The organism is Pseudarthrobacter oxydans (assembly GCF_013314975.1).
Classification (GTDB): domain Bacteria; phylum Actinomycetota; class Actinomycetes; order Actinomycetales; family Micrococcaceae; genus Arthrobacter; species Arthrobacter oxydans.
The window spans coordinates 19104-33052 of sequence record NZ_JABTYH010000043.1 but is presented as its reverse complement, the minus strand read 5'-3'; the positions used below and the strand labels follow the sequence as shown (position 1 = coordinate 33052).

The 13949-nt window shown below is 54.7% G+C and carries 12 protein-coding genes; 10 read left to right on the top strand and 2 right to left on the bottom strand.

The window, feature by feature from the left end; all coding sequences use genetic code 11:
* Positions 1-117: 117 nt before the first annotated feature.
* Positions 118-723, bottom strand: a complete 606-nt coding sequence (locus HTS88_RS20090; protein WP_174181616.1) for an SGNH/GDSL hydrolase family protein — start codon at positions 721-723, stop codon at positions 118-120.
* Between the two features lie 8 nt (positions 724-731).
* Positions 732-1550 carry a glycosyltransferase gene (locus HTS88_RS20085; RefSeq protein ID WP_174181614.1) on the bottom strand — a complete coding sequence of 273 codons (819 nt, stop codon included), beginning with the start codon at positions 1548-1550 and terminating at the stop codon, positions 732-734.
* Between the two features lie 514 nt (positions 1551-2064).
* On the opposite strand from HTS88_RS20085, the gene HTS88_RS20080 reads away from it, so the two are divergent.
* The 10 genes from HTS88_RS20080 to HTS88_RS20035 all read left to right on the top strand — a co-directional run bounded on the left by HTS88_RS20080 (position 2065) and on the right by HTS88_RS20035 (position 13888).
* Positions 2065-3579, top strand: coding sequence for a tyrosine-protein kinase domain-containing protein (locus HTS88_RS20080; protein ID WP_425515579.1), 1515 nt, complete (start codon positions 2065-2067; stop codon positions 3577-3579).
* 93 nt (positions 3580-3672) lie between these two features.
* Entirely contained in the window at positions 3673-4917 is a 1245-nt protein-coding gene (locus HTS88_RS20075; RefSeq protein ID WP_281359109.1) for an oligosaccharide flippase family protein, read from the top strand.
* Positions 4918-4922: 5 nt separating this feature from the next.
* Positions 4923-5972, top strand: coding sequence for a polysaccharide pyruvyl transferase family protein (locus HTS88_RS20070; protein ID WP_174181608.1), 1050 nt, complete (start codon positions 4923-4925; stop codon positions 5970-5972).
* Between the two features lie 50 nt (positions 5973-6022).
* The gene (locus HTS88_RS20065) at positions 6023-7159 is read left to right on the top strand and encodes a glycosyltransferase family 4 protein (RefSeq protein ID WP_174181606.1); all 1137 of its coding nucleotides are present in this window, start codon (positions 6023-6025) and stop codon (positions 7157-7159) included.
* Complete coding sequence (locus tag HTS88_RS22465) at positions 7156-7728, top strand: DapH/DapD/GlmU-related protein (protein ID WP_174181604.1); 573 nt, start codon at positions 7156-7158, stop codon at positions 7726-7728. The genes HTS88_RS20065 and HTS88_RS22465 overlap by 4 nt, the downstream gene beginning before the upstream one ends.
* 2 nt (positions 7729-7730) lie before the next feature.
* The gene (locus HTS88_RS20055; protein WP_174181602.1) at positions 7731-8993 is read left to right on the top strand and encodes a glycosyltransferase family 4 protein; all 1263 of its coding nucleotides are present in this window, start codon (positions 7731-7733) and stop codon (positions 8991-8993) included.
* 45 nt (positions 8994-9038) lie between these two features.
* Complete coding sequence (gene gmd, locus HTS88_RS20050) at positions 9039-10067, top strand: GDP-mannose 4,6-dehydratase (RefSeq protein ID WP_174181600.1); 1029 nt, start codon at positions 9039-9041, stop codon at positions 10065-10067.
* On the top strand, positions 10067-11041 hold the full coding sequence (locus tag HTS88_RS20045; protein ID WP_174181598.1) for a GDP-L-fucose synthase family protein: 975 nt from the start codon (positions 10067-10069) through the stop codon (positions 11039-11041). Before gmd ends, HTS88_RS20045 begins: the two co-directional genes overlap by 1 nt.
* A 51-nt stretch (positions 11042-11092) precedes the next feature.
* Positions 11093-12529, top strand: coding sequence for a sugar transferase (locus HTS88_RS20040; protein WP_343045033.1), 1437 nt, complete (start codon positions 11093-11095; stop codon positions 12527-12529).
* A 45-nt stretch (positions 12530-12574) separates the two neighbouring features.
* Positions 12575-13888, top strand: coding sequence for a UDP-glucose dehydrogenase family protein (locus HTS88_RS20035; protein ID WP_174181594.1), 1314 nt, complete (start codon positions 12575-12577; stop codon positions 13886-13888).
* Positions 13889-13949 lie beyond the last annotated feature (61 nt).

Sequence of the window (13949 nt, the reverse complement as noted above, 5' to 3'; positions counted from 1 at the left end):
AGGTCTTAAAGCGGTCTTTGAGCCGGTCGGCGCACGCCTTCCCCGCCCGGCCCACTACCAAAATCAAGCAGCCGGCCGATCTGCAAGCACCTAATAAGCACGCTTTTCAGCTGCTCACTACCTGGGTAGTCTCCGAGCCATAGTTTTGGCCTGAAAATAACAGGACAGGCCGAAGTGTTTCACCACGTATCCCAAACCGAGTTGAGTCGGCTCAGGTGCCGACAGCGAGGGCTTTGGAAGGCCAAGTTCGACCGCAGCACGGTCCGCGATCTGCAAGTACCCTAGGGCCGTCGGGTGAATGCCGTCTGGGCGAGAGAACCGACGCCCCTGAACCCTGCCATCGATAACTGTGGCCCCAACCCCTATTGCAACTTTACGGACTATAGAGTCCGCTTCGGAGGAAATGGGAACACTTAAGACAATGACTCGCTCACACGCCTCTGCCATTCTCGTAGCTGCTGTCGCAGCATTATCTCGAAAAGCTATGGGATCCCAGCTCGTCAGAACATCGTTCGTGCCCATGTTAAAAACACCGTAGTCGTAATTGCCGACAACCTTTGGAAGGAGTCTTTCAACAATTTGATAGGAAGTTAGCCCACCCTTAGCATACTGCTCATAAGAAATACCTGCAGCGTCAGCAAGCCAACGAGCCCAAGACTGCCCCTTCACACCAGCCAAGTCAGGCGTTAGCCCGTTGATTAGGCTGTCGCCGATGGCGATCATTCCACCCATCATCCGACTCCCAGGCGGGCGCGAATCACTTTGAAAAGCCATACCATGCGGTGAGGCTTTCGAACTACTCTGAAGGCAAGCGAGGCGATGGAAGTCATTTGGTGAGCGACCAACTGGATCATGCCAATCCTAGCCGCTGTCAGATTCACTTCGAAGTACTTTGACAACAAAGCGGGATTAGCGCGAATGCCATGGACTTTATTCGCGATATTCCTCCCATGTACCATCTGAACCCACATAGGATGTGTTCTTACTTGACGAATCGGCGCATACTTTGACACGCGGTCATGCCAGTCAACATATACGGACATCAACGTGTCCGAATTGGGCTCGATGAGTGATATGAAAGCATTGGACGGATCGGAACGATGCAGGAGCCTGCCATCGTCCGTCAATTGCATGCCGGCAGTAAAGTTAACAAACTCAGTGCGCTCTGCGAACTGGGCCTGAACCTGCTCCACAAAGTCCCTGGCCAGGGCATCATCGTTGTCCACTCTCGTGGTTATAACCCAAGGTTGCGACGAGCGTGTGCGCACGTCTCGTGCGCACGCCTTGGGATCAAACTTGCCAGCGACCCAGACCGGTTCAAAGACCCCGTCCGCCAGAGCATTGACTGCCTCTTCGAACCACTCTTCGCGTTCTGCATCAAAGTACACGAGCCATTTGAACGCCTGCGCACTTTGCTCGCGGACTGCTGGAATACACATGGAAGTGAAATATCCAAGGCGGTGGCGGAGCCACTCTTCGCTGGCCTTTTCATTCATCCGCACGTTGAAGCGCGTTATTAAATAATGGTCGAACGCGGCTTTTGTGCTCACGAGTTACGCTCCTCTGCCCGAGGGCTGTTTTTGCCGTGCCAATCGTCATCAGATGCATAGGAATATGCCCACAAGCTATACCCCGCGGTGCCGCCCGCAAGCAGCTGACTCCAAACGCCAGCGGTGATCCACGCCTCGTTGGCCGTTATGACATACATCACCCACGCCGCAACAAAACCGCACAACAACAGTGTGGACGCAGACGCAGTGGTAACTGTAAGTATCTTCAACATGCCCCCTCAAGTCTCCTAAGCCATCATAGAGGCACACATCAGCCCTCACCCTTCCGCTGTCGACTGCGATACACCTTGGCCGAATTCCCCACGGATGACCCGAGGTTACACACGCCTCGGTTGATGCCTGACACCGTCGGGTAGATCCCTCGAGGAGGTCATGGTCAGCACTTTTCTACTAAAGATGACAGCACTGATTTGGCTGTCACATAAGCCGGTATGATTACGTTGTCTGCACGAATATAGCCGTTCTGGTGGCGCGCCATCGGCAGCCCCCAGCTATGAAACAGGGGGCCCGGTTGGACTTACGCGATTACCTACGCATCTTTCGCCGCAATTGGATAACTATCGTCGCATTGGCTTTGGTGGGGCTGCTTGTAGGAGGAGCGGCTTCCCTCCTGATTCGTCCAACATATACGGCGAGTACTCAGTTGTTTGTAGCCATCCAAAGCTCTGGAACAGTGACCGAGCTACAACAAGGCAACACTTTTAGCCAGGCTCGCGTTCAGTCTTACGTCAAGACCGTCAACAGCCCCATCGTCCTTAGTCCTGTCGTTGAAGCGTTAGGCCTAAGTGCTTCTCCAGACCAACTAGCGAACCGGATTGAGGCGAGCAGCGACCCCGACACTGTCCTAATCACCATCAAAGCCTCCGACGCTTCCCCTGCACAAGCTGCAGCAATTGCGCAGGCAGTCGGAAGTAGTCTCGTGCGAGCCGTCGACGATCTGGAACGGCCTAAGGCAGGCGGTACGTCGCCAGTACGACTGTCGATCATTGCGCCGGCAGCCGCGCCGGTTCAGCCGTCTGCTCCCAATACGAAAATAAACTTGGCCCTTGGGTTGCTCGTTGGCCTTGGGCTGGGTCTGGCGATTGCTGTGCTGAGAACCGCCTTCGACACTCTGGTCCGCGGGGAGGCGGAACTTCGCCAGGTAACAGACGCGCCTCTCTTGGGAAGGATTACTTTCGACCCAGACGCAACCAAGAAACCCCTTTTGACACAAACCGGTATCCAGAGTCCACGTGCTGAAGCGTTCAGGCAGCTCCGCACTAATCTTCAATTCACTCGCATCGCAGGTGCGAGAAAGAGTGTGCTCGTTACATCTTCGATTCCGGGAGAGGGTAAAAGCACAACAGCGACTAACCTCGCCTTGGCTGTTGCACAGTCAGGACAGAGCGTTTGCCTAGTCGATGCCGATCTTCGTAGACCTATGGTGGATACCTATCTCGGGCTGGATAGGCACGCGGGGCTGACTACAGCACTAATAGGCGAAGCGGACCTCGATGACCTGTTGCAGCCCTGGGGCGATGACAGCTTCTTTGTCCTTACTTCCGGCGCTATTCCGCCCAATCCGAGTGAACTATTGGGTTCGGAAGAGATGAAGATGATACTTTCACGCCTTGAGGATGCCTTCGACTTTGTCATTTTGGACGCACCGCCCCTCTTGCCAGTCACAGATGCAGCAGTCCTGTCTCAAAATGTTGGTGGCGTCGTGGTGGTTGTCGGTTCACAAAAAACAAGTCGCCCAGAACTTGAGAAATCGTTGAGCGCCCTTGATTTAGTCGGCGCGCAACTCCTCGGCCTTGTACTAAACCGTATTCCTACAAAGGGGGCAGACGCGTATTCATACAGCTATTACAGCTACGAGAGCCCCGCATTCGATTCAGAACGAGTGTCGGCGGAGCCGGACAGCTCCTTGACCTCGCGCCCACCGCACGAGGCGGAACGGGCTCCCGGCATCTTCCCTGTATCTCCTCGTTCCGAGGCTCCCACGCGTGCTTCGGCTAGGCACAACTGATAGGGCTTCCGAGTAGAGCGGAAACCAGCCGGTTATTAGAGCTGAGCGTCGTCAATAACCCGTGCGGTTTGACTAAGTCGAGGAGAAAGCCAGTTGGGCAGAAATAGATTAGCTTCTCAATTCGCGTGGGTATCCGCGGGACGTCTCGCGGGTGCCTTGATTCAAGCCGTGACGCTGCTGCTTCTGGCTCGTGACCTAGGGCCCGACGGATTCGGAACATTCTCCGCTGCTTTCGGGACCGCAATCGTATTCCAGGCCAGCTTGGATCTGGGAATCGCCACCCTAGTAGTAAAGGAAAGGTCCGCTAACACCTGCAGTCCGCTAATATATTCTGCGCTTTGCCTAACTGATCGTCTCGGCATGGCCTTACTGGTCTTGGCAGCGTTGCCGTTGCTCGCTCTGGCCGTCCTTCTTGACCCGTTTTTTTACTTACTACTTCCACTGGCCGTCTGGGCTGCCGCGGAGCGGCAGGCAGATGTCTGGCTTTCAGTCCCTTTGGCTGACGGTGATGCAAAGTTCAACACGCAGAACCTTCTTATCAGACGCGCTGCGACGGCCCTACTATACATAATTGGAGTTTCCGCCGGATTCGATGCTGCTTTATCATTCTCAACCAGTATGGCTTTGACTTCACTGATTTCATATGTGGTTGTTCGACTGTTTGTTACTGCGCGAATTGAAACTTCTCTGCCTCGCACCCCAATTAAGACCATTATCGGCAAATCATGGCCGTATTGGCTAAATTCACTCGGCGTTCAAGCCCGTAATCTTGACTCGTTGATTGTCTCGATGGTGGCTGGCGCAGGCCAGGCTGGATTCTATGCTGCTACCAGCCGCGCCACAGGGCCGCTTCGCATACTTTCTACGTCCATGGCGGCTGTCCTACTTCCCGCAAGCAGCGCAAAAGGCCCGAGGGAATTGCAGAGGCTACTGCGCTTGGTGGGGATCTTCGCGGTCTGCTCCTCTGCTCTCTACGGAGGCCTCATTGTCATCGTCCCCGCAGCGGTTGACCTCTTTCTGGGCGAGATATATAGAGGAGCAATCTTTCCATTGCAGATTGTTCTCGCAGGTCTAGTCTTCGCGGGCGTAGCTTCTCTTTTCACTTCAATGCTCCAAGGCGTTGGACTTCAGCTTTTCGTTGCAAAGACCGCCGTGGCGACGACCATCATTTGTCTGCTCTTTGTGTTTCTTGGTGGACTTGCTGCCGGTGCGGTCGGGGCAGCACTGGCACTCACTGTATCTTTCGTAGTTCAAGTAATTATTCTTGCTACACGACTCATTTCCTACACACGGGAGGCTGCAGCCCCCCGGCGGTCCGCTCAATTCACTAGAATGTGATTCTCATGACGAAAAGAAGAATCTTTGGGAGCATTTCTGCTCAGCACGACAATCTTGGAGATATAGCGATAAGAAGCGTTTTCTTCCGAAGTCTTGAGCTTAGCGAGGTGCCGTTAACGCTTCTTACCGGCAGAATGCCTAAGTCCTATGTGGATTTGTTTGATTTTTCCGAAAAGGTGGAATTAATATCAAGCCCTATACGTTTTCAAATGCATCTTCTGAAAGCCGCGATTAAGGGAAAAGCAGACCTTGTATACGCCCCCGGTCCACACCTGCTTTCCGATAGTTTTGCCTGCTTGGCTAAGACAGCCCTTATGCTGGCTAACATCGCGCTCATCCGTTCCACCGGCGGTGGCGTTCAGACCGCAGGGAGGGCGCTTCGCGGTCCTGGACGAATGGCGCGGTATTTAGAACGTAAATTGGTCTCCTCATCGAAACTCTACGTTGTCAGGGACTCCGTGTCCGGGTCCGTTATCGGGCTTGACTTACGTTCCGCGCCCGACCTGGCATTTGGCCGGCAGATTATTCCCAGAACCAATCCACGCGGCCTTGTTTCATGTTCCTTTAGAAGCGACACTCCAATTAATAAGGACACTTTTCGCCGGGTTGTCCAAAAGTTGACTGCTTCTGGCTTTGAGGTAGTTTTAGTCAGCCAAGTTAAACGGGACGACTTCCAGCATCAGAAATTGGCTCAAGAATTCGCCCTTCGAGCCTTGTTGTGGGGTGAAAATACGCACTCTGAGCAGCAGCGAGTGGTAGATTCCACCTATGCAGCCTCTCATGCGGTAATCAGCAATAGACTTCACGGGCTGATTTTCGGCATCATGGCGGGTGCGATACCGGTTGAATACCGCATTGGATCATCCGACAAAATACGATCTACTCTCAGTCCTTGGTTCAAGTCGCTGCCGGTTATCGAAGATGACGGGCAAGATATCTTACCGGAAGGCATAGTTGAACAGGTTAGCGAACATTTTTCTGCTGCTGTTCTGCAAGCTCAAAGCAAAGTAAATGAGGTACTAGCTGAGTTCGCGGAAAGTCCACAGCGGCCCTAAACACATGACGTTATCCAGGCCAATGTTTCGACAAATTTAAAGGCAATATCATGATTAAACAATGGAGACGTATGAGCGACGCCCGATCCGTCCCTTCCAAGGTCATGTACCTCACGGTGCTTCCTTTCTACCGTCAGAAATGCATCGAGTCGTTGCTAACGCAAGCTGAAGACCGCGTTTGCATTTATGCCGGTCCAAGGCAATTAACCGCCTCTGTAACAACAGGTATCAGCCCCGACCTCTACCGTCCCTTGAAGGCTTTCTTTCTCTTCGACCGAGTTATCGTCCTGCGAGACCACTGGGCAGACGCCATTCGGGCTGAGTCATTGATGGTCGATCTTAATCCGCGCTGCGCCTCTGCCTGGGCAATGCTCGCTATCCGGAAGGTGCTAGGACGCCGTACGCTAGTGTGGGGGCATTTGTTTCCCCGTGCGGGGGCAGGCAGCTGGACCGCTCGCCTTAGACGTTTTATGCGCAGCCTTGCGAACGGCACCGTGCTCTACGGCTTCGATAGCGTCGTCCCCGCCCGACAGGATCTTCCCGAGCAACCCGTGTGGGTTGCGCCAAACGCGCTTTATTCACGCGATGTGCTGGGTCCGTGTATCTCTAAGAGCGCCCCATCATCGGTCATTTACGTCGGACGCTTAGTACCAGAAAAGAAAGTGGACCTCTTGATCCAAGGCTTCGCTCTCGCTGCCCGCAATATTGATACAGCAAGGCTGAAGATCGTTGGCCAAGGCTCCGACCTCGCATCTCTCAAAACACTTGCGAATGACCTCGGATGTGGAGATCGCATAAGTTTTCTTGGCCCCATAACTGAAACTGAGAAACTCGAACGTGTTTATGCCGATGCCCTATGTTCCGTGTCGCCCGGATATGTAGGCCTCAGCTTGACGCAAAGCCTCGGCTTTGGGGTTCCTATGCTTATTGCCGACAACGAACCCCATGCGCCAGAAGTAGAACTGGAAAGATTCGGAGGGGTTCTAAGATTCACAGAGGACGATCCGTCGTCCTTGGGCGCGTTACTCCAAAAGGTTTATTTAAAAGAAGTCGAATTTCCCAGCGCTAAAGAACTGGCGCGCCCTATTCAGGCGAACTATTCCGCTGAGTCCATGGCAATGGGGCTTCTGGACAGCTTAGCTGGCACACCGCAAGATTTGGATGACACAGGCTGGCCACGCTCATGAAAGATAATAAAAATAGGTCGCGCATACCTGGTCCCCTTCAAAGGGCAGTTAGGGCAGTTCTAAATCAACTTGCGCTTGGGCGCAATGTCAGAGTAGGACAAAATTTCCGTGCTGGATATGGAAGCCGCATCAATTCGCTTCATGGCCTAGAGCTCGGAAGCAACGTTTCAGTAGGTCCTGGGTCTGTGATTGAGGTCGACGGCAACATTGGGGATTTTGTTCTTATTGCCAGGAACGTGCAGATCGTGGGTCGTCAAGATCACGATATATCCTCCGTGGGGACCCCCATAGTAAAGGGGACATGGGTGGGCGATCGTGATGCTCGTATGGAAGACCGAGTTTCGATAGGACGCGATGTCTGGATCGGAGCGGGCGTCGTCGTGTTGGGGGGCGTCACTATTGGTGAAGGCAGCGTTATAGGTGCCGGCTCTGTCGTGGCCAAAGACATACCGCCATACTCCATAGCCGTAGGTTCTCCGGCTCTCCGGATCTCCGGACGATTCAACAACGAGGCCGATTGCCGAAAACATTCAGAAGGTCTGGATGGTCTCAGCCATCTAGGAGGATAAAAATGAAGCAGCCAGATTCTAGTGCTAGCAAGCACTTGCGCATAACTATTCTTGGTTTAAATTATTCTCCCGAGCCTTCGGGAAATGCTCCATACACAACCAGTCTTGCAGAGGGACTCAGCGCAGCGGGTCACACTGTCCATGTGATCACTGGATATCCCCATTATCCCGAATGGGATCTTAAGAATGGATACACTGGATGGGCTTCCAGTGAGGTCATAAACGGTGTCTCGGTCAAACGCCTCAGGCATCACATCCCCCGGAATCCAACGGCCATCGGGCGGATGCACATGGAGCTGAGCTTCGGGATACGACTCATGTTCGCCAGATGGCATAAACCAGATGTCGTTCTTGTCGTTAGCCCAGCGTTGTTATCTTGTGCTCTGGCCATGTTGCGAATTCACCTTCGGCCCCACAGGCCGGCTATCGGCATTTGGATCCAGGATTTGTATAGCCGGGGAGTCATTGAGACGGGCACGGGCGGAGGAAGGCTTGGACGCTTCGCTTCCGCAATGGAATCTAAAATTCTCCGTTCCGCGGATGGCGTCGCGGCCATCCACGAGCGCTTCAAACGGCACATGGTTATGGCATTGCGAGTTCCCGAGCGCCGGGTTGAAGTAATTCGAAACTGGACGCATCTCCCTGCTTCTCCGACTTCCGGTATATCGGATTTACGAACCACGCTGGGCTGGACGCCTGACGATGTGGTGGTTCTTCACGCTGGGAATATGGGCAAGAAGCAGGGGCTCGAAAATGTAATCAGAGCAGCCCGCATAGCAGATGAGCGACAGAGCGCTGTGCGGTTCGTTTTGATGGGGGACGGCAACCAACGAAAGCAACTTGAGACGCAGGCCGAAGGTATAGCCCGTGTCACCTTCGTGGACTCGCTTCCGAACAAGGATTTTCAGCGCGCCCTCGTAGCCGCGGACATACTCCTAGTTAACGAGCTCCCAGGGGTTAAGGACATGGCAGTGCCCAGCAAACTGACCTCGTACTTCAACGCTGGCGTCCCTGTGATCGCAGCTACCGACGAAGACAGCGTCACAGCTTATGAAATCGAAAACTCGGGGGGTGGCGTACGCGTTGATGCGGACGATCCACTTGCTTTGGTGTTAGCGGCCGAGGAACTCGCGGGGCAGCCGTCCATTGGTGCCAAAATGGCCGAGAACGCCTTGCGTTTCAGGCACGAAATATTGTCAGAAGCAGCCGCTGTCGCGCACTATGATGAGTTCATCAAGAATCTGGCGACGTCGCGCGGCCGATAGGCTGGGCGACGCTTTTTTGCTTTAGTAACTACTTATGGGGGTACCGTGACCAAACGTGCACTAATAACAGGTATAACTGGACAAGATGGCTCCTATTTGGCAGAGCTGCTGCTCTCGAAGGGCTACGAAGTTCACGGTCTCATCCGTCGCGCATCCACCTTTAACACTGCGCGCGTGGATCATCTCTATGTTGACCCTCACGATCCTCAGGCCAAGCTTTTCCTTCACTATGGAGACCTGAGTGACGGGGCCCGTATGGTGACCTTGCTCGCCGACATCAGGCCGGACGAGGTCTATAACCTAGCTGCTCAGTCCCACGTTCGCGTGTCATTCGATGAACCAGAGCACACGGCAGATACGACTGGTGTTGGAACCATCCGCCTTCTCGAGGCTGTTCGTATGTCGGGGATTAAAACACGCTTCTACCAAGCGTCCTCCTCGGAAATGTTTGGAGCTACACCTCCGCCCCAAAACGAGGAAACACCGTTCTACCCCAGGTCCCCCTACGGTGCAGCCAAGGTTTACAGCTACTGGATCACCAAGAACTACCGTGAGGCTTACGGGATGTTCGCGGTAAACGGAATCCTCTTCAATCATGAGTCTCCTCGTCGAGGGGAGACCTTCGTTACTCGCAAGATTACCCGCGCTGTTGCAGCTATCAAGGCTGGTAAACAGGATTTGCTGTACATGGGCAACCTTGACGCCGTTCGTGACTGGGGGTATGCGGCTGAGTACGTTGAAGGCATGTGGCGCATGCTGCAGGCGGATGAACCGGAGGACTTTGTCCTCGCAACCGGAGGCAACTACACCGTTCGGGACTTCCTTCAAATCGCTTTCGAGCACGCTGGCCTGAACTGGGAAGATCATGTGCGCTTCGATGAGCGTTACCTTCGCCCCACCGAAGTGGATGCTTTAGTTGGCGACGCATCAAAGGCACAGGAAAAACTTGGTTGGAAGGCCACCGTGCACACGCCAGAGTTGGCCCGCATCATGGTTGATGCCGACATAGAGGCGCTCAAGCACGCAGGAAACAATTGGATCGACAGCGTAGATCTTGCAAGCTGGAGGAACTGATGACGGACTCCCTAGGTTTCAAGCCCTCAAGACTTGATAGGGCTGGTACCTTTTACATCGCCGGGCACCGTGGTCTCGTCGGTTCCGCTATTTGGAGGAACCTCGAGCAGGAAGGATTCTCGGACCTCGTCGGTCGTACATCCTCAGAGTTGGACCTTAAAGACCGCGATGCGGTCTTTAGATTCTTCGCTGACACGAAGCCCCGCTATGTAGTTCTAGCTGCCGCAAAGGTGGGCGGAATTCTAGCGAATAACACTTTCCCCGTAGATTTCCTCAGTGAAAACCTGAGGATTCAGGTCAACGTACTTGATGCCGCCAGGGAGTTCGGCGTTGAACGTCTCCTTTTCTTGGGATCGTCCTGCATCTACCCCAAGTTCGCGGAGCAGCCAATTCGCGAGGAGTCCCTACTGACCGGTCACCTGGAGCCGACCAATGACGCGTACGCAATAGCAAAGATTGCTGGCATCATGCAGATACAGGCTATTCGCCGACAGTATGGGCTCCCTTGGATCTCCGCGATGCCGACTAACTTGTACGGCCCCGGTGACAATTTTTCGCCGGAAGGTTCACATGTCCTCCCGGCTTTGATTCGCCGGTATGACGAAGCCGCTCGGGAAGGTATGCCGGTCGTCACAAACTGGGGTTCCGGCACTCCCAGGCGGGAATTTCTGCATGTAGACGACATGGCGGCGGCTTGCCTTCACTTGCTTGAAAACTACGATGGTCCTTCTCAGGTCAACGTTGGCACTGGAAATGATGTCACTATCCGCGAGCTGGCCTCGCTTGTTGCCGAAGCTGTCGGTTACCAGGGCGACATCACTTGGGACACGACCAAGCCTGACGGTACACCGAGGAAACTTCTTGATGTTTCCATGCTGACCCAAGCGGGGTGGACGTCATCGATTGGTCTGCCAGAAGGCATCAGAAGCACAGTCGCTTGGTTCCGTGAAAACACGCTTTCTGTTAGGGGCTAGTTTCACCGCTGGTAAACAAGATGAGCCATGGCTTGAATGGGGGGATTCCGTGTGAATGAGGACGCGGATTGGCGCGGACGTTCATCGCGGCTTCTTAGCATCGTTGATGCGTTCGTTGTTTGCTGGGCCGTTGTGGGGGCGTTCCTCATCAGATTTGGTGTCGAGCCCGACTTTGTTGGCGCAGGCCAGGAGGTCACTTACATCTGGCTCTCTTTAGCGCTGGCTATCTCTTGGTGGATCATGCTGGGCGCTTGGAACAGCCGTCAAAGCCGTGTGTTAGGGTCCGGCGCCGACGAGTACAAACGAGTTGCTGCGGCTTCTCTCTGGCTTTTCGGCATAGTGGCGATTATTTCCTACGTCCTTCGCTTCGACACCGCTCGTGGGTACGTTGGCCTTGCGCTGCCTGTCGGACTACTGGGGCTGCTGCTTGGACGATGGCTCATCCGGCAACACCTCAACATAAAGCGACGCCAAGGGCGAAATATGTCCCGCCTAATGCTTCTGGGAGGTCCTGGGGCGGTTTCACACCTTGCCGCTTCGCTTCACAGGGCTAGGAATGCTGGTTACCTACCCGTCGCAGCGTATATGCCAGGGGTAGAAAGTGCCGTCGAGGTGGAACCCGACTCCGGTCTCCGGATTCTCGGCACAAAGCCCGATACGGAATCGATAGTCTCAGCCATCGAAGTCTGTGGAGCCGACGCCGTAGCTGTATCCGCAGGTGTTCAGCTTCATCCTCAAACACTCCGACATCTCGGATGGGAACTCGCTGCCCGGAACATTGGGCTCATCATGGCACCGGCACTGACAGACATTGCCGGACCCCGCATACATACTCAACAGGTAGCCGGGCTCCCCCTTATTCATGTAACCACCCCTACACTTGAGGGCGGCCAGCGGGTGGCCAAGCGTCTCTTCGACGTGACCGTGTCCGCGGGACTTATACTTCTCGCCACTCCCGCCATGGTCCTTGTAGCCGTGTTAATAAAGCTCGACAGTCGTGGTCCAATCCTTTTTCGTCAAGAACGGGTTGGAATCGAGGGAAAGCTCTTCCGAATGCTCAAATTCCGTTCGATGGTGGTCGATGCGGAGTCGAAGCTGACAGCTTTAGCTGAGAAAAACGAGGGAAGCGGGCCCCTCTTTAAGATGAAAAATGATCCACGCGTGACCCGTGTCGGGCGCACTCTTCGGAGATTCAGCGTCGACGAATTGCCACAGCTCTTTAATGTTTTAGGCGGATCCATGTCCCTGGTTGGACCCCGCCCACCACTCCCGCGTGAGGTTGAGGCCTATGAAAGTGACGTTCGCCGTCGACTCCTCGTCAAGCCGGGCGTTACGGGCCTCTGGCAAGTCAGCGGGCGTTCGAACCTTTCTTGGCAAGACTCTGTGCGACTTGATCTCTACTACGTGGAGAATTGGTCACTCGCTGGCGACCTCGTAATTATCCTCCGCACCGTTCGTGCCGTCTTCCACAGCACCGGAGCGTACTGACCTGTGCTGGACGCAACATAAGCCCTTTGGGGAAGGAATCAAAGAATGCGCATATCTGTAATCGGCTGCGGCTACTTAGGTGCTGTACACGCTGCCTGCATGGCCAAGCTGGGGCATGAGGTAGTGGGCATCGATGTAGACGAACGGAAAATCAGCGAGCTTTCCGCGGCCAGGGCACCGTTCTACGAACCCGGATTGGAAGACCTCCTCCGAGACGTGCAGGAGACGGGGCGACTCTCTTTTACGACGGACATGTCAGCTGCCCATGGCAGCGACGTGCATTTTATCTGCGTTGGGACTCCGCAGAAGAAAGGTGAGAATGCTGCAGACCTGACGTATGTGGATGCGGCAACGGTTGGTCTTCTTCCCCACCTTTCGCCCGGCGATATCGTGGTTGGAAAATCCACGGTGCCGGTGGGAACTGCTTCCCGGCTCGCGGAACTCGTTCAGCTTAAAGAACCTGAAGCACACCTTGTGTGGAATCCCGAGTTTCTTAGAGAGGGACATGCTGTTTCCGATACGCTCCAGCCCGATCGATTGGTCTATGGGGTGGAAAACGGCTCCGAGGATCACCCCTCCGTCGCAATCCTCGACGAGGTGTATGCAGGATCGATTTCTTCGGGCACCCCCCGTCTGGTTACGGACCACCCTACTGCTGAGCTTGTGAAAACGGCTGCCAACTCTTTCCTGGCGACCAAGATTTCGTTCATCAACGCCATGGCTGAGCTGTGTGAAGCCGCGGGCGCCGATGTAACCCGTCTGGCCGATGCCATTGGGATGGACGATCGGATCGGACGGAAATTCCTGAACGCGGGAATTGGGTTTGGTGGTGGTTGCCTGCCAAAAGACATTCGAGCGTTCATGGCTCGCGCGGGTGAACTAGGGGCAGACCAGGCCCTTACGTTTCTCCGCGAAGTTGACGCGATAAATATGCGCCGGCGAAGCCGTGTGGTCGAACTTTCCCGCGAACTGTGCGGGGGTTCATTGTTGGGAAAGCGAATATCAGTGCTTGGCGCAGCCTTCAAACCTGAAAGTGATGATGTCCGTGACTCACCGGCTCTCAGCATTGCTGCACAGCTCCAGCTTCAAGGGGCTGTTGTCACAGTCAGTGACCCAAAAGCCATAGATAATGCCGCCCGGCGTTTTCCCGAACTGCACTATGAAGCGGATGTGGATCGAGCGGTTCAGCGTGCTGACGCCATACTGCTCCTTACTGAGTGGCAGCAATACCGAGAACTTGACCCTTACGCGCTCTCCACGTTGGTAACCAACCAGCGAATTTTGGATGGTCGCAATGTTCTTGACGCTGCCAAGTGGCGGGCAGCAGGCTGGACGTACCGCGGACTTGGTCGCCCGTAGCATGTCACAAGCTGAGGCTCGAGAAAGTAGCAAAAGGACGCCAGGCTCCGCGGAGCGCCGA